We start from the raw sequence: 18,903 nt of genomic DNA on the forward strand, positions 1-18,903 counted from the left end.
CCCCGGTTCCCGATCGCGTCGATGGATCGGTGCAACCTCCCGGCCCCTGACGGCGTTGATAGAGAGCGCGGGGGAGGCGGGTCGCACCCGACGGGGGTGTGCGACCCGCGCGCGTCACATCGTCCTGCTCGCCGGGGCGGCCGCGCGGCTCAGTTCTCCTGCTCGTCGGGGACGGCGGCGGTGATGCGGTGCAGCGCGAAGGTGTGCAGCGTCTCGGTGCGCTCGTCCTCGGCGCGCAGATAGCCCGCGCTCAGCGACACCGGCCGCACGAGCCGCGACAACGTGGCGCCGTGCGAGTCGACATAGCCCACCCAGACCCGGACCTTCTCCCGTACGGCCTGTTGCAGCACGGCCATCGCCTGCCCGTGCTGCTGCACCGAGGTGAGCCCGGGAACCCCCTGCCCGTTGGCCGCGCGCACGCTCACCGGGGCGCGGCGGGCCGCCCGGGTGGCGATGTCGCCCCGGCGGATCTGCTCCACCACGCCGGCCAGGCGCGGGCCGGCCAGCAGCGGCGGCCCGGCCTGGTCGGCCAGGCGGGAGGCCACCGACGTACGGGTGGGAGCGCGCCGGACCTTGGGCCGCACGAGCACGGCGGCCCCGCCGGCGTCCTCGGCGACCGGCGCGAAGCCCGCGTCCCGCAGCCCGCCCAGCAGCCTCGCCACCGGCAACGGGCTGACCAGCACGGTCGGCGCGATCTGGCGCAGGCCGAGTGCGCCCAGCCGCCGGTCGGCCATCGCCTCGGCCAGCAGCGCCTCGTCGTCGCTGCGCAGGTAGGAACCGGCCGAACCGGCCCGCAGCCCGCCGTGCTTGCGGGCGGCATCGTCGATCATGTAGGTCAGCGTCTGCGGCACCGGCGTGCGCGACCGGCGCCGGAACAGCGCGTGCAGATCGGCCGCCGTGTAACCGACGTCGAGCGCCCGCCGCACGCTGGGCGCGGTGACCCGGAACACGCTGGCGCCGCCGGCCGACTCGGGCTCGGCGATCACGTCCAGCTCGGCGGCCAGCTCGGGCTCGGGCGGGCCGGGCACCACGACCGACAGGTCGGCCTGCACGAGCACGTGGTCGACCGGGGCCGGGAGCAGCGCGTCGAGCGTGCGGACGACATCGCCCGGTGGCTCGGTCGGGCCGGGACGGACCCCCAGCGGGTCGCCGCCGATGTCCTCCACGTCCTCGAACAGCAGGCGGCCGTACGAGGTGATCGCGCCCAGCGCGGTCACCCCGAGCAGGGCCGCGCCGGCCAGGGCGTCGCGGTGAGCGGCCTCCCGGCCCCGCGCGCGCCGGGGCGCCTGCCAGGCCAACAGGCCCAGCACCTCGTCGACCTGGGGAGCCGTGCCCGGCTTGAGGTCGGCCAGCACGAGCAGCCCCTCGCGACGGGCCTGCGGGGCGCCGGCCCGTTCGGCGTCGGGGGCGAGCGCGTTGATCGGGCGGTCGCGGTCGTCGCGCAGGCCGACCAGGCCGGGCTGGCGGGTCATCGCGAGCCACGACCGGGCCAGCGCCACCCAGCGCTGGGCCATGCTGAGCGCCCGCCACAGGTCGTACGCGCCGGTGGGCAGGAAGATCTCGTCGACCGCGCCGGACGCCCGGCTCACGCTGACCGAGCGGGTGCTCCCGGCGGCGTCGGCCTCACCGAGCAGACCGGCGGCGTGGGCCACCTCGAGCAGCAGCGCGGCGCCGGGCTCGTCGAGCCCGGCCGTCCGGGCGAGGCGCTTCAGGTCGCGTACGCCCAGACCGCCCGCCCGCAGCACCGGGGCCGGCTCGGCGGCCAGCGCGTCGAGCAACGACTCGGTGCTGCGCACCGCCTCCATCACCTGGCCCGCACCGGCCGAGTCGACCGACTGGGGATCGCGGACGGCGCCCTCGGGGATCGGCGGGAACGGCCGCAGAGCGCCGAGCGGGCCGGTGTCGCGGCGCAGCAGCAGGCCCACCTCGCGGGGCAGCTCGACCAGCTCGCCGTCGGCCCGCGGCGCCCGGCCGGCCTCGCTGATCGGCACCAGCACATGGTTGTCGACCAGCCACCGCACCGGCTCGGCGACCGCGTCGCGGCGCAGCGCGCCGATCGGTGGGCCGGCCGCGAGCCGGTCGAGCACGGCCCGGGCGCCCGGTGGGGCGGCCAGGACCGTACGGCGAAGTTTGGCCTTGTCGGCGCCGAGCGCGGCGGCCCGCGGGTCGAGGAAGTCGGCCGGCCGGCCCAGCCCGGCCGGGTAGGGCGACGTGACCTCGTCGATCGCGCCGACCAGGTGGAGCTCGTCCTCACCGCCGTAGAGCAGGAAGCGGACCCGGAGACGGTCGATCGCGGCCCGGACGTCCTCGGGCGCGACGTCGGCGGACAGCTCGAGGATCTCGTCGACCGAGCTGGCCGCCGTTTCGGGCGACCGGCTCAGCCGCGCGGCGTCGAGGACGGCCAGGGTGAACTCGTCCAGGCCGTCGAGGCAGCGCGCGACCGATCCGCGGGACTGCGCCCGCACGGCGAGCGCGGAGATGTCGGCCGGCACGGGCACGACGAGGTCAGGGCGCAGCTGGACGAGCGCGCCCAGCGCCTCGTCCGGGAGCGACCGCAGGTGGTCGGCGAATGTGGTGGCCATCGTGTTCAACGCTAGCGACCGTGGGACGATATTGGAGTGCCCGGCTCGTCCGGGCTCAGGATCTTGCCGGGACGCAGGTCCGCAGCAGCACCTAGACACAGTTCGCAGGGACACTGAAGGGGACATCCGTGGCCGCGAAGAACACATTGCCGGGAACCGACGTCAAGGGCGGCGCTGCCGACCGTCAGACGCACCCGCGCGGGCCCGAGGGGCACTTCAACATCTCCGAGATCACCTCCGACCGCGCGGCGGCGCCGTCGCCGTTCGGTGACGACCAGACGTTCCCGCTGCCCGTCGAGGAGCTGCACTACATCCCGTCGACGCCTGCCTGAGATGCGGTTGCGCCACCCGTCCGGCCCGGGCCCGAAGTGGCTGATCGCCGCCCGGTGCCCTCGGTGACCGCCGCGGTCGGGTTCGACCTGGACATGACGCTGATCGACTCCCGGCCGGGCATCCGCGCGGCGTACCGGGCGCTGACCGAGCAGACCGGGGTGTACGTCGACGCCGACCTCGCGGTCAGCCGGCTCGGGCCGCCGCTGCGCACCGAGCTGGGGCACTGGTTTCCGCCCGAGCAGGTCGAGGAGGCGGTGACCACCTACCGGGAGCTCTATCCGGAGTACGCCATCACCCCGACCGTGCCCATGCCGGGCGCCGTCGAGGCACTTGCCGCCGTACGTGACATGGGTCTCCGTGTCGTGGTCGTCACATCGAAGCTGGGCCGCCTGGCCCACCTCCACCTCGAGCACCTCGGTCTGGTCGCCGACGAACTGGCCGGCGACCTCTTTGCCGAGGGCAAGGCGACGGCGCTGGTCGAGCACGGCGTGCGGTGGTATGTCGGAGATCACGTCGCCGACATGGTGGCGGCCCGCACCGCCCGGGTTCCGGGCATCGGCGTCGCCACCGGGCCCTGCTCGCCCGACGACCTGTGGGCGGCCGGGGCGTCGTCCGTGTTGAAGGACCTCGACGGGTTGCCCGCCCTGCTGCGCGAGATTGCAGTTGGGTCCGGGCCCGCGGCTTAAGTAGCCTTGCCGTGAGCGGTTGTTTCCATTGAGTGAAGTTGAGGTCAGCGGTGCCCACGGGTCGAGTGAAGTGGTACGACGCGGTGAAGGGATTCGGGTTCGTCACCAGCGATGAGGGCGGCGACGTGTTCCTGCCCAAGGGCGCGCTGCCGGCCGGGGTGGCCGAGTTGAAGACAGGTCAGCGCGTCGATTTCGGCGTGGTCGACAGCCGCAAGGGCGCCCAGGCGATGGGCGTCAAACTGATCGACGCGCCGCCGTCGCTGGCCGAGCTGCGGCGCCGTCCGGCCGAAGAGCTGCACAGCATGGTCGAAGACATGATCAAGGTGCTGGAGTCGCAGGTGCAGCCGGGCCTGAGCCGCGGCCGCTACCCCGACAAGCGCGTCGCCCAGAAGATCGCCCAGCTGGTCCATGCTGTCGCGAAGGAGTTCGAGGTCTGAGGCGGTCCCGGGAAAAGCTGCACAGCCCTACAGGAAGGGCTTCACGGCCGGCGTGAGACCCGCCGCCGTCGCACGCTGCAACAGGGCGTCGGCGGCGGCGAAACCGTCTCGGCCCAGCTCCAGCGTGAACTCGTTCACGTACAGGTCGATGTGCTGCTGAACGACCTCGGGCTCCATCTCCTGCGCGTTGGCCACGACGAAATCGCGGCTCGCGTCGGGGTTGGCCCACGCCATGCTCACCGAGTTGCGGATCCACTCGGTGGCCTCGGCCGGGTCGACCACACCCCGGCGGGCGAGGATCGCGCCCAGCGGGATCGGCAGGCCGGTGTCGGACTCCCACCACTCGCCCAGGTCGGCCAGCGCGGTGAGCCCGTAGCGCTGGTAGGTGAAGCGGGCCTCGTGGATAACCAGGCCGGCGTCGTACCGCCCCTCGGCGACGCCGGGCATGATCTGGTGGAACGGCACGACCTCGATGCGGCCCGGGGCACGGTCGGCCGACCACAGGCGGAACAACAGGTAAGCCGTGGTGCGGTCACCCGGCACGGCCACCGTCTTGCCGGCCAGGTCGACGTCGGGCTCGCGGGCCAGCACCAGCGGGCCGCAGCCCCGGCCCAGCGCGCCGCCGGTGGGCAGCAGCTCGTAGTCGTCGAGCAACCAGGGCAGTGCCGCGTAACTCACCTTGACCAGGTCGAACTCGCCTCGCTCGGCGGCCGTGTTCGTCACGTCGACGTCGGCGAAGGTCAGATTGACCTCGGGAGCGCCCGGGATGAGCCCGTGCACGAGAGCGTGGAAGACGAACGTGTCATTGGGACACGGGGAGACTGCGAGAGAGAGCGCCACGGCGTCCACGCTAGAGGGTATGGATGGTCAACGTGCGTCACGACGGGTGTCTCTCATCCCACACGGTGAAGTTATCCACAGGCTTTCCACAACCCCGCCGAAGCTGTGGATAACGCGGCGAAGGCCTCCTTGAGCCGCCAGGCGGCCCGGTCCCGCGGACCGATCGGGTTGGAGATGGTGCGCAGCTCGGCGAAGGGCAGGCCGACGGCAGCCACGGCTACGCCGTAACCCTCCATCGCCTCAGCCACAGCCTGTGGATAACGGGCGGCCAGGCGTTCCGCGGTGGCGGCGGTGCCGGTGACCGTGCTCAGGGTCACGACGTCACCCACGATCGCGTCGGGAAGCTCGGCGGCCAGGGAGGCGAGCAGGGCCGGGTCGGCGGGCAGGACGCTGCTGCCGAAGCCGAGCTCCTCGACCGGCAGGAAGCCGTCGGAGGTCTCGGCGCCCAGATCGGCGGCGATGCTGCGGGCGCCGAGCACGACGGCGCCGACCGGGGCGCGACCGGCGAAGCCGCCGGCGATGCCGGCCGAGACGACGGCGCGGTACGTGCCGGTGGCGAGGAGGCGGGCGGTGCCGGCGGCGGCCGCGGCCGGACCGACACCGACGGCCTCGACCACCACGTGCGCGGGGTCGGCGCCGGCGCGCACGGCCTCGGCCTCGGCCGCCACCGCGGTGACCACCAGAAGGGGCAACGTCATCAGTCGGGTCCTCGCTCAGCGGTCCTGGTCGCCGGGGGTGCCGCCGTCGGCCGGGTGGTCGACCGACGAGGGCCGGTAGACGTGGAAACCGGGCGGCGCCAGGGCGGCATCGGGCTTCGGCTGCGTGGCCGGCTCAGGTGCCGGTGCCGGTGCCGGTGGCGGTGGTGGCTCCGCGGCTCGCGGGGGAGGCGGCGCGGCGGCCGCCTTGTCCTTGCGCCGCCCGAACCAGCCCTTCTTGGGCTCGCCGGGTTCGATGCGGGTGGGCGGGCCGTCACTCGCCGGTCGGCCACTGCGGCTACCCGCGCGTCCCCCTCGGGCTTCGTCCGCTTCCGGGTGTACGCCGCGGGTGGCGGATGACATGTTGTTGGGCCGCGTTCGGGAAGGGACGGTCGGCGCTTCGGGCCACGGGTCGGTGGGCTCGGCCACCCCAGGACCCCAGCCCTCGGAGCGGTCGCCGGCCGCGGCGGGTCCGGCCCAGCGCGAAGGACCGTTGTCCCCGGTGGGGGTGCCGGCGGGGCCTCTGCTGCCTTCGGCGGTGCTGGACGCTCCGGCTGCGGTGGAGCCCGCATCCGGAGAGGCTGTGCCGGAGCTTGGCTCTGGTTCGTCCGCTCGTCCGCTCAGTCGCTCGTTGTGGAGGCGGGTGGCGACGTAGCCGGCGCGGACCGCGGCGATCACGGCCAGCACGGCGACCAGGCCGACGCCCAGGCGGCCGGGCAACGGGATGATGCCGATGCCGCCGCCGAGCACCCAGGCGACCATCAGGACCGTCTCGGAGTGGGCGAAGGCGCTGGCCCGCAGACGTTCGGGGACGCGCTCCTGGATGCTGGCGTCGACGGCCAGCTTGGCGATGCCGCTGAAGATGGCGACCAGCAGAGCCAGGAGCGTGACGGTGGCGAGGTTGTAGAACAGCGTGGTCAGGACGCCGACCGCCGCCACCACGGCCAGGCCGGTGGACTGCAGGGCCAGCGGGCGGCGGATGCGCAGTCTGGTGCCGACGGCGGTGGACAGGAAGGTGCCCACGACCAGCGCGCCGCCGACCAGGCCGACCGCGCCCTGGCGGCCGAGGTCGTTGCCCAGCACCGTGGTGCCGAGCTCGTCGGCCACGATCACGAAGGTCAGGAAGAGCAGCGTGAAGCCGTACAGCAGGCGCAGGCTGGCGCTGCCGACCAGGGTGGCGACGACCAGCTTGCCGGAGAGCGGGCGGTCCTCGCCGCGGCCCAGGCGCAGCATCGCGCGCCACGGGCGGGGCACCGCCTCGGGCGGGTCGGAGTCGGCGCGCGGGGGCAGGCGCAGCGAGACCACCATGCCGACGATGAAGATGATCATCGCAACGCGCAGGGGCCACTGCGGGCCGAACTTGAAGGCGAGCAGGCCGACGGGCGCGACCACGGCCCCGGCGAACGTGCCGTAGACGCTCGCGCGGGCGCCGACCTGGGACAGCCCGACCCCCTCGGGCAGCAGCCTGGGCACGGCGGCGGAGCGGGCCACCCCATACGCCCGGGAAAGCGCCAGCACCCCGAAGGCGGCCGGATAGAGCCCCCAGCCGAAGAGGTGATCGGAGATCACATAGGCCAGGAAGGCCCGGCCGAGCATCGTGACCGCGAGCGCGTAGCGCCGACCGTGCCGGAAGTGGTCGAGCAGCGGGCCGACCACGGGCGCCAGCAGGGCGAACGGCACCATGGTGATGAGCAGGTAGAGGGCCACCTTGCTGCGCGCCTCGCCCAGCGGGACGTTGAAGAAGATCGTGCCGGCCAGCCCGATGGCGATCAGCGTGTCGCCCGCGCAGGACAGCGCGTGCAGGTCGAACAGGCGGATCATGCCGGTCTCGTTGGCGGCGCCCCGGGCCCGCGCCGTGCCGACCCGGCGGGTCGCCCAGGCTCCACCGCGCACCGAGCCCCGCACCAGCAGGCGGGCCGCCTTGATGCCGGTGCCGACGGTGCGTCCGAGAGAGGGAAGCAGCGGCATGGCTCCCATCCTGACTGATCCAGGCGAGCGCTGTCCCGTTCCGTGACCGCCGGATGTCGGCGGGCGGATGTGGGGGAGTCGGTGCGGAACGTCCGTGGCGGTAGGGGACAATGAATATGTGACGACTCGGACCACAACGCGCGCTGCCCGCCTCGACCAGGTTTGTGCCGATGCGGTCGGGATCGCCCGCGGCGCGATCACCGATGTGGACCCGTCCGACATCGGCGACCACCTCGAGGCCATCGCCGAGGGCGACCGTCTCGTGACGCACCTCTTCGAGAGTCACCTCGCGGGTTATCGCGGCTGGCGCTGGGCGGTCACGGTCACCCGCGTTCCGCGCAGCCGGCACGTCACCGTCTGCGAGACGGTGCTGCTGCCCGGGCCCGACGCGCTGCTGGCTCCCGGCTGGGTGCCCTGGAACGAGCGCCTTCAGCCCGGTGACCTCGGCGTGGGCGACCTCATGCCGACCGCTCCGGACGACGAGCGGCTGGCCCAGGGCTACGTGCTCAGCGACGACCCGGCGGTCGAGGAGGTCAGCTGGGAGCTCGGCCTCGGCCGGCCCCGGGTGATGTCCCGCGAGGGCCGGATCGACGCCGCCCAGCGGTGGTATGACGGCGATGCCGGTCCCGAGGCGCCGATCTCGGTGGCCGCGCCCCGGAACGCCCGCTGCGGCACGTGCGGGTTCTACCTGCCACTGGCCGGCTCGATGCGGGCGATGTTCGGCGTCTGCGGCAACCTCTACGCCCCCGACGACGGCCGTGCGGTCAGCTCCGACCACGGCTGCGGCGCCCACTCCGAGGCCATGATCGGCACGGCCGAGCAGCCGGTCGAGGAGCTGCCGACGGTCTACGACGACAGCGAGGTCGAGTCGGTCGCGGTCAGCCGCGGGCACGGCTCGGTCGAGGAGAGCGAACCGGCCGAGGACTACGGCCACAGCTGAGCGGCCGGGTGGTCACAGCTCGGCCGTCGACGTCACCGTGAACTCGGGGTGCGTCAGCTGACGGCGGCGCTTGCGGTGCCGATCGTGCACGATCATCGTGATCAGACCGGGGATGCCGGCCAGGAATCCCGCCATGCAGACCTGCAGCCAGCGCTCCGGGCCGTCGGCCAGCCACACGATCAAGGCGGCGACGGCGAAAGCGGCGAGGCCGCCGACGGCGAACGGGACCATCGGCGGGTCCAGCGGTTCGACTCGGGGCTTCCGTTCAGTCACACCGACAGGATAGGTCGGCGGAGATCACGGGTGGGCCCCTGTGACCGGGCCGACATCGCCTGGTTTTGCGCTGGTCATCGACGGCTGAGACCATGCCCGCGTCACCCACCTGTCAGCCGGAGAGGTCCGTATGTCCACCGCAGCCGATACACGTACGTCGAAGAATGGTTTCGATCGGTTCTTTGAGATCTCGGCGCGGGGCTCGACCCTCGGCCGTGAGGTCCGCGGTGGCCTGGCCACCTTCTTCACGATGGCCTACATCGTGGTGCTCAACCCGCTGATCATCGGCAACGGGGTGGACGCCGACGGCGCTCAGCTGCCGATCGCCGCACTGGCCGCCGGCACCGCGCTGGTGGCCGGCGTGATGACGATCCTGATGGGCGTCGTGGCCCGGTTCCCGCTGGCGCTGGCGGCCGGCCTCGGGGTCAACGCCCTGGTCGCGTACGAGATCGCGCCCGAGATGACCTGGGCCGACGCCATGGGTCTGGTCGTGATCGAGGGTGTGCTCATCGCCATCCTGGTGCTCACCGGCCTGCGGGAGCTGGTCTTCCGGGCCGTGCCGACCCAGCTCAAGACCGCGATCGGCGTGGGCATCGGCCTGTTCCTGATGATCATCGGCCTGGTCGACGCCGGTTTCGTGCGCCGGGTGCCGGACGCCGCCAACACCACCGTGCCGGTCGAGCTCGGCCTCGGCGGCAAGCTGGCCACCTGGCCGGCCGCGGTGTTCGTGATCGGCCTGCTCTTCACGCTGATCCTCTTCGTCCGCAAGGTGCGCGGCGCGATCCTCATCGGCATCCTCGGCACCACCGTGCTGGCGATCGTCGTCGAGGCGATCGCGCATCCCAAGGGCTGGTCGCTCAACGTGCCGACGCTGCCCGACAAGGTCGTCAGCACGCCCGACCTGTCGCTGATCGGCCACTTCAACGTGCTCGACTCGTGGTCGCGGGCCGGCTGGCTGGTCGTGCTCATGTTCATCTTCAGCCTGCTGATCACCGACTTCTTCGACACCATGGGCACGATGGTCGCGGTCGGCCAGGAGGGCGGGCTGCTCGACGAGCGGGGCATGCCGCCGCGGACGCGCGAGATCCTGCTCGTCGACTCGGTGGCCGCGGCCGCCGGTGGCGCGGCCAGCGTGTCGAGCAACACCGCGTACATCGAAAGCGCCGCAGGTGTCGGCGAGGGCGCCCGCACCGGCGCGGCCAACCTGGTCACCGGCGGTCTGTTCCTGCTCGCGATGTTCTTCACGCCGCTGGTCTCGGTGGTGCCCTTCGAGGCCGCGTCGACCGCGCTCGTGGTGGTCGGCTTCCTGATGCTGACCGCGATCCGGCTGATCGACTGGACCGACTACACCATCGCGGTGCCGGCGTTCCTGGCCATCACGCTCATGCCGTTCACCTATTCGATCTCCAACGGCATCGGCGCCGGCGTGATCTCGTACGTTGTCCTCAAGGTCGCCACCGGCCGGGCCCGCGAGATCCACCCGATCCTGTACGGCGTGGCCGTGCTGTTCGTCCTGTACTTCTTGCGGGGCCCCCTGGAGGCTTGGATCCTGTGACCCCGGTGACCGAGGTCATGCGCAGTTCGAATGTCGTTAGCCATGCTCATTAGCTAGGCTAAGAATCGTGATGGAGTGGCCCGTGACGGTGGATCGAGGCACAGCCGACGAGCTGGCCAAGAAACTGCGCGAGGCGATTCAGCGGCTGAACCGGCGGGTCCGCCAGGCCCGTCCGGTCGGTGATCTCACCTTCAGCCAGCTCTCCGTGCTGACCAGCCTCCAGCTGGCCGGCGCGCTGACCCCGCGCGAGCTCGCCGACGTCGAACGCGTCCAGCCCCCGACGATGACCAAGATCATCGGGAAGCTGGAGGAGCGCGGACTGGTCAAGCGGACCCCGCACCCGACCGACGGCCGGCAGGTCATCCTGTCGGCCACCGACCAGGGACAGGCCGTCTACGCCCAGTTCGAGCGGGCGCGCAACGAGTGGCTGGCCACCCAGCTGACCGCTCTGGCGCCCGACGAACGGGAGACGCTGGCCCGGGCCTCGGAGATCCTGCAGAAGATCTCGCGCGCCTGAGGGGGTTCGGCTACGCGGCGCTTCGTCACGTGACGATGACGCGTACGACCGAACAGGAGGCGCAGCCGCGTGCGGTCAGTGCTGAACACGACCTTCCGCTCCCTACAGGTTCGCAACTATCGGCTGTTCGCCACCGGGCAGCTGGTGAAGCTGGTCGGCGTGTGGATGATGTTCACCGCGCAGGACTGGCTGGTGCTCGACCTCTCCGGCAACTCGCCCGGCGCGCTCGGCGCCGTGGCCTCGCTGCAGTTCCTGCCGGTGCTGGCCCTCACCCTCTACGCCGGCAAGCTCGCCGACCGCTTCGACAAGCGACGGCTGCTGGTCGCCGCCAACGCCGCCTTCGCGATCACGGCGATCGTCTTCGCGATCCTGGTCGCGTCCGGTCACGTCCAGCTCTGGCACGTGTTCCTCTTCGCCGGTCTGCTGGGCATCGCCAACGCCGTCGAAACCCCGGTGCGGCAGGCCTTCGTCTCCGAGCTGGTCGAGCTGCCGCTGCTGCCGAACGCGCTCGCGCTCTCGGCGGCCACCTTCAACACCGCCCGGATCGCCGGACCGGCCCTGGCCGGCGTGGCGCTCGCGGTCTTCGACACCGGGCCGGTCTTCCTGATCGCCACCGTGCTGGCGATCGCGCCGATCTTCAGTTACACCCGCATGCGGGCGGCCGACCTGAGGCCGGCCGAGCGGCAGGCCAAGAAGGACGCCCGCATCTCGGACGGTCTCCGGTACGTCGGAAAGCGCCCCGACCTGCTGCTGCCCATCTGCCTGATGTTCGTGGTCGGCATGATCGGCTTCAACTTCCCGGTCACCCTCGCGGCGCTCGCGAAAATCGACTTCAACGCCGGTCCCTCCACGTTCGGCCTGCTGACCACGGCCCTGGCCGTCGGAGCGCTCGGTGGCGCGCTGGCCGGCAGCGCTCGACGGGCCCGGCCGGGCGCCTACCTGGTGATCGGGGCGGCGCTCGCGTTCAGCGTGCTCGAATTCGTGGTCGGCTTCGCGCCGAGCTTCGTGGTGGCCATGCTGCTGCTCGTGCCGACCGGGTTCTTCTCGATCTATCTGGCTCAGGCCGCCAACCACCGTGTGCAGATGGGCGTCGACTCCGTCTTCCGGGGGCGGGTGATGGCGCTCTACGTGCTGGTCTTCCTGGGCACGACGCCGATCGGCGCGTCGCTGGCCGGCTGGTGGGGGGAGCACTTCGGGGTGGCCTCGAGCATCTCGGGCGCTGGGGTGGTGTGCTTCGTCGCCTCGGTGGTGGCGCTGGTGTGGCAGTTGCGCACCAGCGGTGACCGTCTCTCGCTGACGTTCCGTCCCTGGCCGCGCCTGCGCCTCATCCGGACCCCGGAGCCGGCCGAGCCGGCCACGGTGGAGTCGGCCACCGAGGCGCCGACGCTCGCCTCCACGGCTGCGGCTGCCACGTCCACGGCTGCCACGTCCACGGCTGCCACGTCGACGTCCACGGCTGCCACGTCCACGTCCACGGCTGCCACGTCCACGTCCACGGCTGCCACGTCCACGGCCACGGCTGCCACGTCCACGGCCGCGGCTGCCACGTCCACGGCTGTAGCGCCCACGGCTGTGGCGCCCACGGCTGCGGCGCCCACGGCGCTCACGGTTGCCTCGCCGGCGCCCTCCGCTTCGTCATCGAGCGAGCCGGACGTGCCGGTCGGCAAGATCCCGGAACGCGAAGCTTCTGCCGCCTGACGGGTATTTGGCAGACAAGAGTATTCCGGATCAGGGGCGTTTCGATTTAGCGTCATGACGTGGCCCTAGCGCACATGGTCGTGCTCACGGCGGCGCTCGTCCTTCCTCTGACCGTGCCCTACGCGGTAGCGGTCGCTCTGAGGCGCGACGAGTTCCGCCGCCGGCGCGCGTGCGCGGACGACCCTTCGCAGGTCGCTGCCCTGATCCGCCTCGACCGCAAGATCCGCGACACCGACCCGGCGGTGGTGACGGCCAACCTCAAGCCGCCACCGATCGAGTGGCTGGCCCGCGATCTGCGCCGTCTCGACCGCCAGCGCCGGGGCGGGGTGACCCTGGAGTCGGAACTGTGGTTGGCCGCCGTGGTGCGGGCCTATGACGAGCGGCTGTGCCTCGCTTGCGCCTGCCTGGGCGTCGCCGAGAACCTGCGTCCGCTGCACGGTCTCGACCGCGAGATCGAAAGGGTACGGGTGGAGGGCGCCCTCGAGGCCGCCGGCCTCCAGCTGCGCTGATCGAGATTCTCGCAACACGTCGGAATCACTGCCGCCATCGGCGCGGTCGCGCTGATCAGGCGTCAGGTAGCGCGCCGGATCATCGCGCGCCATAGCTGAGCTGCGCTGATCAAGGCGCTCGGCGAGGCAACCCCCAGAGCCGGCCGCATCTGACGGCGGTGATCGGGCGCTGATCGGTACGACCGATCACGCAACGTTTGCCGGGTGTGCGGAGACGCTGTGCTCTGCGCGGGTCGGTGTGCGTAGGCGGGTGGCGCGGTGTGGTTGGCGGGTGTGCTGAGGGCGGGTGTTTTGCGCGGGTCGGTGTGCGTAGGCGGGTGGCGCGGTGTGGTTGGCGGGTGTGCTGAGGGCGGGTGTTTTGCGCGGGTCGGTGTGCGTAGGCGGGTGGCGCGGTGTGGTTGGCGGGTGTGCTGAGGGCGGGTGTTTTGCGCGGGTCGGTGTGCGTAGGCGGGTGGCGCGGTGTGGTTGGCGGGTGTGCTGAGGGCGGGTGTTTTGCGCGGGTCGGTGTGCGTAGGCGGGTGGCGCGATGTGGTTGACGGGTGTGCTGAGGGCCGGTGCTCTGCGCGGGTCGGTGTGCGTAGGCCGGTGCGCGATGTGGTCGCCGGGTGTGCTGAGGGACGGTGCCCTACGCGCGGCCCACCGCCCGTGGCCGGTCTTGGTTGGTCAGCGGCGCGCCAGGGTTGCTGGGATGTCGGGGCGGCGAGCCGTCAGGAGGGCCGCGAGCGTCAGCGCGAGCAGTGCGCCGAGCGTGCTGGGCAGGCCGAACTCGCTTTCCACCGCGTAGGACGCGGCCGAGGTGGCCAGCACGCCAGCGGCGTAGGCGAACGCGACCGGCAGGGCCACCTTCGCCGCCGGGTCGGGCAGTCCGGCCGCGACCGCCAGCGCGACGATCAGGAGCAGGTCGGGCACCAGGAAGAGGTTGTCCGCGCGCCAGGAGTCGTGCAGGAAGAGGAAGACGAACGTGGTCAGGCTGAGAATGGCCGCCGCGAGCCGGCCCCACTGGAGAAGTCGCATGTCTACACCGTAGACACGCGATGGGCCGATGTCTACGGCGTAGACTTCTGAGCCGTGCCGCTGAGTCCCGCAGTCATCACCCAGGCGACCCTCGCGCTCGGCGACCGTGAGGGTGTCAAGGCCATGTCCATGCGTCGCATCGCCGCCGAGCTCGGCTGCGACCCGATGGCCATCTACCGGCACTTCCCGCACCGCGAGGCGCTGCTCGACGCCGTCGCCGACGCGGTGGCCGACGAGGTGCCGGCGCCCGAAGGGGACGAGCCGTGGGACGAGCGGATCCGGCTCCTCCTCACGGGCATGCGAACCGTGGCTCTGCGCCATCCCGGTATCGCCGGTCACGTCGCCTCCCGCCCGCCTCTGGGCCCGCGTGGCCGCCGCGTGGCCGGCGTGCTTTTCGGGGCGCTGACCGAGGCCGGATTGCCCCCGGCTGATGTGGTGCGGGCCTTTCAGGCACTGATCGCCTACACGGCGGCCGGCCTGCGGATGGCGGTCGACGCGGGGGAGCGGGACGTGCGCTGGCAACAGGTGAGCGAGGCGATGGAGGGCCTGCCCGGCGATCAGCTGCCCGTGGTCGGTTCGGCCGAGCAGTTCGACTACGGCCTGCGGCTGATGCTCAACGGCATCCGCCTCGAGGGTGAGCGTGCGCAGCCCTGACGGCGGTGACGAGCAGGTCGACTGCGGCCTGCGGCTGATGCTCAACGGCATCCGCCTCGAGGGTGAGCGTGCGCAGCCCTGACCGCGGTGGAGGGTTGGTTACAGGGGCCAGGAGGCCAGGCGTTCGTAGCGCCCGTCGGCGCTGCTCATCAGCGCGAAGGAGGTCACCGGCCACGGTGAGCCCTCGTGGGCGGCCAGGGCGCGGCGGAGGGCGCCGTCCGGCTTGTAGGAGACCGTCATGTGGGGGCGGAACGGGCGGTCGTCGCTGGGGAAGCCGCCCAGGGTCAGGGCGTCCCGGATGTCCTCGCGCAGGTCGGCGAGCTGGGTCAGGTCGCCGGCCACGCCGGCCCAGGCCGCCGTGCCGAACTGGCCGCCGCCGCTCAACCTCAGCTCGAACGGGCCCGGTGACGGCACGTCGGCCAGCAGGGGGACCACCGCCTCGGTCGGGGCCGAACCGAGAAAGACCAGCGTGAGGTGCCATTTCTCGGTCGGCGTCAGCCGCGAACCGGAGGGTAGAGCCCCGCGCAGCGCCTCGAGGGGAGGCGGGGGCGGGAAAACGCCGACGAAGAGCCGGGTCAGGACGACTCGCGGGCCGCGGGGCCGCCGCCGAACAGCACGTCGTCCCAGCTCGGCAGCCGCTTGCGGGGCTTGGCCTCGTCGGTCTCGGCGGGCTGCTGGTTGGCCTGGCCGACCGTGCGCCGGGGGCGCAGGACGGCGAGCGACGGCACGGCCGGCACCTCCTTGGGCAGGTCGGCGTCGTCGTCGAAGGCCGAGCCGGCGCCACCGCCGCCGAGCAGGGCGGCTGCCCCGCCGGCGACCGGACGGCGAGGCGTCTCGGACGGGCCGGCGTCGAGGTTGCGGCCGCCGGACGGGCTGAGCGGGCGGTCGAGCGAGGCGAGCAGCGCGTCACGCCCGGCCCGGATCGGGTCGCGGGTGGGACGCTGCTGCGTCTCGGCGGCCGGCAGGCCGTGGCCGCCGCGGGCGGGCTCGGCCGAGCGGGCCGGACCGGGCAGGCCGTGACCGCCACGGTCGGTGAAGGCGCGCTCGGGGGCGGGCTCCTGACCGAGGATCTGGGTCGGCCGCTCGGCGCACAGGTATTGCGCCATGTCGTCGTGCGGCGAGACGACCTGGCGTCCCTTGTCGAGATCCCAGATGGCCTGGGCGGTGGCCTTGCCGGACGGCCAGGTGGCGACGATGCGCCACGTGCCGTCGTCGCGGCGGAAGGCGTCCCAGGAGATCTTCTCGGTGTCGATGCCGTGCTGGGACAGGCGGCTGTCGACCACCTCGGCCAGCGCGGCGCCGGAGTCGGACGTCTTGAGGCGGGTGCGGCGCGCGTGCTGGGCCAGCATGGCCCGCTCCTGCAGCACCGGGCCCGCGTAGCGCAGCACCCGGTCGACCGGAACGCCGGCGATGCGGGCGACCTCTTCGGCCGACTCGCCGGAACGGATGCGGGACTGGATGTCGCGCGGGGACAACGACGGCGTGGCGTCGGGTGACATCACGGCGACCGCGGAACCCGGCGACACCGGGTGTCCGTCATGGGCGATCGCGCCGGAGACCCGGTCGTCGATGGGCAGCGCCAGGAGCCGGCCGACCTCGTCGGCGAGCACCATGGCCTGACCGTCCTCGGAAAGGGCGACGAAGCGTACCGGCCGCATGCGTTGCCTCCGTCCCCGTCGCGTTGGCCTGCGCTCGGCTAGAGTCAGCCACCCGGGCGCGTTTCGGAACACGGTACGCGCCTCGGTCACCTAATGGTGGTATGCCACGCCGCCAAGTTGGCTGAGCTGCGATGATCTTGAAAATTCAGCGACGTCATCGGCCTGAGGTCGGCGGTGTGGGGTGACCAAGAGCACGCCGGCCGGTCAGAGGCGCTCGGCCACGTAGTCGACGCAAGCGGTCAGCGCGGCCACGTCCGAGGGCTCGATCGTCGGGTAGAGGGCGATCCGCAACTGGTTGCGGCCGAGCTTGCGGTAGGGCTCGGTGTCCACGATGTCGTTGGCCCGCAGGACCTTGGCGATCGCGGCCGCGTCGACCCCCTCGAAGTCGATCGTGGCGACCGCGGCCGACCGGATCGCCGGGTCGGTCACGAACGGCGTGGCGTACGACGACCGCGCGGCCCAGCCGTAGACGGCCTCGGCGCTCTCGGCGCTGCGCTTGACCGCCCAGGCCAGCCCGCCCTGCGCGTTCATCCAGTCGAGCTGCTCGGCAGCCAGGAACACGGTGGACAGCGCCGGGGTGTTGTAGGTCTGCTCCAGGCGGGACTGCTCGATCGCGGTCACCAGGTCGAGGAACTGCGGGATGTAGCGCCCGCTCGCCTTGACCTCGAAGGCCCGCTCGATCGCGGCCGGGGACATCAGCGCCATCCACAGGCCGCCGTCGGAGCCGAGCGCCTTCTGGGGAGCCAGGTAGTAGACGTCCGTCTCGCGCAGGTCGACGTCGAGGCTGCCGCCACCCGACGTGGCGTCGGTGAGCAGCAGCGCGCCCTGGTCGGCGCCGGCCACGCGGCGCACCGGCACGGCCACCCCGGTCGACGTCTCGTTCTGAACCGAGGCGTACACGTCGATGCCGGCCTCGGCCTCGAGGAACGCGGCCTGCCCGCCCGGCGCGCGGCGCACCGTCGGCTCGGCCAGGAAGGGCGCGTCGGTCACGGCCTTGACGAACTTGGCCCCGAACTCGCCGAACTCGGCGAACTGGGCCCGGTCGCGTACGAGACCGAACGTCGCGACCTCCCAGAACGCGCTGGTGCCACCGTTGGCCAGCACCACCTCGTAGCCCTCGGGCATCGCGAAGAACTCGGCCAGGCCCCGCCGCAACCGGGCGACCTGCTCCTTCACCGTTTTCTGCCGGTGGGACGTGCCGAGGAACGTGCGGGACACCGCGGACAGCGACTCGACACCCTCGGGACGTACCTTGCTCGGCCCGGAGCCGAACCGTCCGTCGACCGGCTTGATCGTGTCTGGGATCCGGATGTCAGTCACGGAGGCCATTATGCGCGTAGCTCGGACCAGCCCTCGACCTGCTGCGGCTTGCGGAGCCCGGGTCCCACATAGCGGACGGCGGGGTGCACGACCCGGCCGAGGCGTTTCTGCTCCAGCACGTGCGCGCTCCAGCCGGCCACCCGGGCGCAGGTGAACATCGAGCTGAACATGTGGCCCGGCACCTCGGCGAAGTCGAGCACCACGGCCGACCAGAACTCGACGTTCGTCGGCAGCGGCCGGTCGGGCTTGCGCTCGGCCAGCTCGGCCAGCGCGGCCCGCTCGAACGCCACCGCCACGTCGTAGCGGGGGGCGCCCAGCTCGCGGGCCGTGCGCCGCAGCACCCGCGCCCGCGGGTCCTCGGAGCGGTAGAGCCGATGCCCGAAGCCCATCAGGCGCTCGCCGCGGTCGAGGACCCCTCGCACGTACGCCCGGGCGTCGCCGCTGCGCTCGACGTCCTCGAGCATGGTGAGCACCCGGGAGGGGGCGCCGCCGTCGAGCGGGCCGGAGAGCGCCCCGATCCCGGAGGAGATGCACGCCGCCACGTCGGCGCCCGTGGACGCGACCACCCGGGTGGTCAGCGTGGAGGCGCTCATGCCGTGCTCAGCGGCGGAGATGAAGTAGGCGTCGACGGCCTTGACGTGCCGCGGGTCGGGCTCGCCGCGCCAGCGCCGCATGAACCGCTCGACGATCGAGCCGGCCTTGTCGATGTCCTTCTGCGGCACGGCCGGCAGACCCAGCCCGCGGGCGGCCTGGGCGACGAACGACAGCGCGGTGACCGACACCCGGGCGAGGTCGCTCCGGGCCTGCTCGTCGTCGATGTCGAGCAGTTGGGCCAGCCCCCAGTAGGGCGCCAGCATCGCGACCGCCGACTGCACGTCGACCCGGATGTCACCCGAGTGCACCGGCACCGGGAACGGCTCCGCCGGTGGCAGCCCTGGCCCGAACCGCCCGTCCACGAGCAGTCCCCAGACGTCGCCGAAGGAGACCTGACCGATCAGGTCCTCGATGTCGACGCCGCGGTATCGCAGCGCGCCACCGGCCTCGTCAGGCTCGGCGATCTCGGTCTCGAAGGCGACCACGTCCTCGAGCCCGGGCTTGAAGTCGGTCACGACCCTCCCTGGGATGATGCGATGTCGTAGGGGTCTCATCTTGCTCGCCGGGTTCCCGGCGGGTCGACCCACCACGATGTGCTCTCCGCGACACCCATCCTCACCGACCTGACGC

The 18,903-nt window shown here is 72.4% G+C and carries 17 protein-coding genes and 2 pseudogenes; 9 read left to right on the plus strand and 10 right to left on the minus strand.

Features of this window, described 5'->3' with window-relative positions:
* Nucleotides 1–149 precede the first annotated feature (149 nt).
* Complete coding sequence (locus tag HJC40_RS18190; RefSeq protein WP_250002299.1) at nucleotides 150–2,582, minus strand: helicase-associated domain-containing protein; 2,433 nt, start codon at nucleotides 2,580–2,582, stop codon at nucleotides 150–152.
* 128 nt (nucleotides 2,583–2,710) lie between these two features.
* On the opposite strand from HJC40_RS18190, the gene HJC40_RS18195 reads away from it, so the two are divergent.
* The 3 genes from HJC40_RS18195 to HJC40_RS18205 all read left to right on the plus strand — a co-directional run bounded on the left by HJC40_RS18195 (nucleotide 2,711) and on the right by HJC40_RS18205 (nucleotide 4,038).
* A complete protein-coding gene (locus HJC40_RS18195) occupies nucleotides 2,711–2,914 on the plus strand; it encodes a hypothetical protein (protein ID WP_250002300.1) in 204 nt (67 codons plus the stop codon).
* Between the two features lie 63 nt (nucleotides 2,915–2,977).
* Nucleotides 2,978–3,601 carry an HAD family hydrolase gene (locus HJC40_RS18200; protein WP_374272098.1) on the plus strand — a complete coding sequence of 208 codons (624 nt, stop codon included), beginning with the start codon at nucleotides 2,978–2,980 and terminating at the stop codon, nucleotides 3,599–3,601.
* A gap of 50 nt (nucleotides 3,602–3,651) precedes the next feature.
* Nucleotides 3,652–4,038: a cold shock domain-containing protein gene (locus tag HJC40_RS18205; RefSeq protein WP_250002301.1), complete on the plus strand. Its 387-nt coding sequence runs from the start codon at nucleotides 3,652–3,654 to the stop codon at nucleotides 4,036–4,038.
* Between the two features lie 27 nt (nucleotides 4,039–4,065).
* Here HJC40_RS18205 and HJC40_RS18210 read toward each other — a convergent pair whose 3' ends face one another.
* The 3 genes and pseudogenes from HJC40_RS18210 to HJC40_RS18220 form a co-directional block, all read right to left on the minus strand.
* Nucleotides 4,066–4,878 (minus strand): 1,4-dihydroxy-6-naphthoate synthase, encoded by an 813-nt coding sequence (locus HJC40_RS18210; protein ID WP_250002302.1) that lies wholly within the window; start codon nucleotides 4,876–4,878, stop codon nucleotides 4,066–4,068.
* A 71-nt stretch (nucleotides 4,879–4,949) separates the two neighbouring features.
* Entirely contained in the window at nucleotides 4,950–5,576 is a 627-nt protein-coding gene (locus tag HJC40_RS18215) for a futalosine hydrolase (protein ID WP_250002303.1), read from the minus strand.
* A 479-nt stretch (nucleotides 5,577–6,055) separates the two neighbouring features.
* A pseudogene (locus tag HJC40_RS18220) lies at nucleotides 6,056–7,550 on the minus strand (MFS transporter); the annotation flags it as partial.
* Nucleotides 7,551–7,608: 58 nt separating this feature from the next.
* On the opposite strand from HJC40_RS18220, the gene HJC40_RS18225 reads away from it, so the two are divergent.
* On the plus strand, nucleotides 7,609–8,481 hold the full coding sequence (locus HJC40_RS18225) for a DUF3027 domain-containing protein (protein ID WP_284043330.1): 873 nt from the start codon (nucleotides 7,609–7,611) through the stop codon (nucleotides 8,479–8,481).
* 12 nt (nucleotides 8,482–8,493) lie between these two features.
* Here HJC40_RS18225 and HJC40_RS18230 read toward each other — a convergent pair whose 3' ends face one another.
* On the minus strand, nucleotides 8,494–8,712 hold the full coding sequence (locus tag HJC40_RS18230) for a DUF2530 domain-containing protein (RefSeq protein ID WP_250002502.1): 219 nt from the start codon (nucleotides 8,710–8,712) through the stop codon (nucleotides 8,494–8,496).
* A gap of 172 nt (nucleotides 8,713–8,884) precedes the next feature.
* On the opposite strand from HJC40_RS18230, the gene HJC40_RS18235 reads away from it, so the two are divergent.
* The 4 genes and pseudogenes from HJC40_RS18235 to HJC40_RS18250 all read left to right on the plus strand — a co-directional run bounded on the left by HJC40_RS18235 (nucleotide 8,885) and on the right by HJC40_RS18250 (nucleotide 13,033).
* Nucleotides 8,885–10,309 (plus strand): NCS2 family permease, encoded by a 1,425-nt coding sequence (locus tag HJC40_RS18235; protein WP_250002305.1) that lies wholly within the window; start codon nucleotides 8,885–8,887, stop codon nucleotides 10,307–10,309.
* A gap of 67 nt (nucleotides 10,310–10,376) precedes the next feature.
* The gene (locus HJC40_RS18240) at nucleotides 10,377–10,826 is read left to right on the plus strand and encodes a MarR family winged helix-turn-helix transcriptional regulator (RefSeq protein ID WP_374272102.1); all 450 of its coding nucleotides are present in this window, start codon (nucleotides 10,377–10,379) and stop codon (nucleotides 10,824–10,826) included.
* A gap of 69 nt (nucleotides 10,827–10,895) precedes the next feature.
* A pseudogene (locus HJC40_RS18245) lies at nucleotides 10,896–12,152 on the plus strand (MFS transporter); the annotation flags it as partial.
* 431 nt (nucleotides 12,153–12,583) lie between these two features.
* Nucleotides 12,584–13,033, plus strand: coding sequence for a hypothetical protein (locus HJC40_RS18250; RefSeq protein ID WP_250002306.1), 450 nt, complete (start codon nucleotides 12,584–12,586; stop codon nucleotides 13,031–13,033).
* A 663-nt stretch (nucleotides 13,034–13,696) separates the two neighbouring features.
* Here the strand turns inward: HJC40_RS18250 and HJC40_RS18255 are convergent.
* Nucleotides 13,697–14,047 carry a hypothetical protein gene (locus HJC40_RS18255; RefSeq protein ID WP_250002307.1) on the minus strand — a complete coding sequence of 117 codons (351 nt, stop codon included), beginning with the start codon at nucleotides 14,045–14,047 and terminating at the stop codon, nucleotides 13,697–13,699.
* Nucleotides 14,048–14,101: 54 nt separating this feature from the next.
* Between HJC40_RS18255 and HJC40_RS18260 the strand changes: the two genes are divergently transcribed.
* Nucleotides 14,102–14,701, plus strand: coding sequence for a TetR/AcrR family transcriptional regulator (locus HJC40_RS18260; RefSeq protein ID WP_250002308.1), 600 nt, complete (start codon nucleotides 14,102–14,104; stop codon nucleotides 14,699–14,701).
* A gap of 99 nt (nucleotides 14,702–14,800) precedes the next feature.
* Here the strand turns inward: HJC40_RS18260 and thpR are convergent, their stop codons facing one another.
* From thpR to HJC40_RS18280, 4 genes are all read right to left on the minus strand, one after another.
* A complete protein-coding gene (gene thpR / locus HJC40_RS18265; protein ID WP_308200918.1) occupies nucleotides 14,801–15,328 on the minus strand; it encodes an RNA 2',3'-cyclic phosphodiesterase in 528 nt (175 codons plus the stop codon).
* Nucleotides 15,277–16,359 carry a septation protein SepH gene (sepH, locus tag HJC40_RS18270; RefSeq protein ID WP_250002309.1) on the minus strand — a complete coding sequence of 361 codons (1,083 nt, stop codon included), beginning with the start codon at nucleotides 16,357–16,359 and terminating at the stop codon, nucleotides 15,277–15,279. Before sepH ends, thpR begins: the two co-directional genes overlap by 52 nt.
* Nucleotides 16,360–16,563: 204 nt before the next feature.
* Nucleotides 16,564–17,688, minus strand: coding sequence for a phosphoserine transaminase (serC, locus tag HJC40_RS18275; RefSeq protein ID WP_250002310.1), 1,125 nt, complete (start codon nucleotides 17,686–17,688; stop codon nucleotides 16,564–16,566).
* Nucleotides 17,688–18,788, minus strand: coding sequence for a citrate synthase 2 (locus tag HJC40_RS18280; RefSeq protein ID WP_250002311.1), 1,101 nt, complete (start codon nucleotides 18,786–18,788; stop codon nucleotides 17,688–17,690). Before HJC40_RS18280 ends, serC begins: the two co-directional genes overlap by 1 nt.
* Nucleotides 18,789–18,903: the final 115 nt, after the last annotated feature.

It is taken from the genome of Actinoplanes sp. M2I2 (assembly GCF_023544445.1).
GTDB lineage: Bacteria > Actinomycetota > Actinomycetes > Mycobacteriales > Micromonosporaceae > Actinoplanes.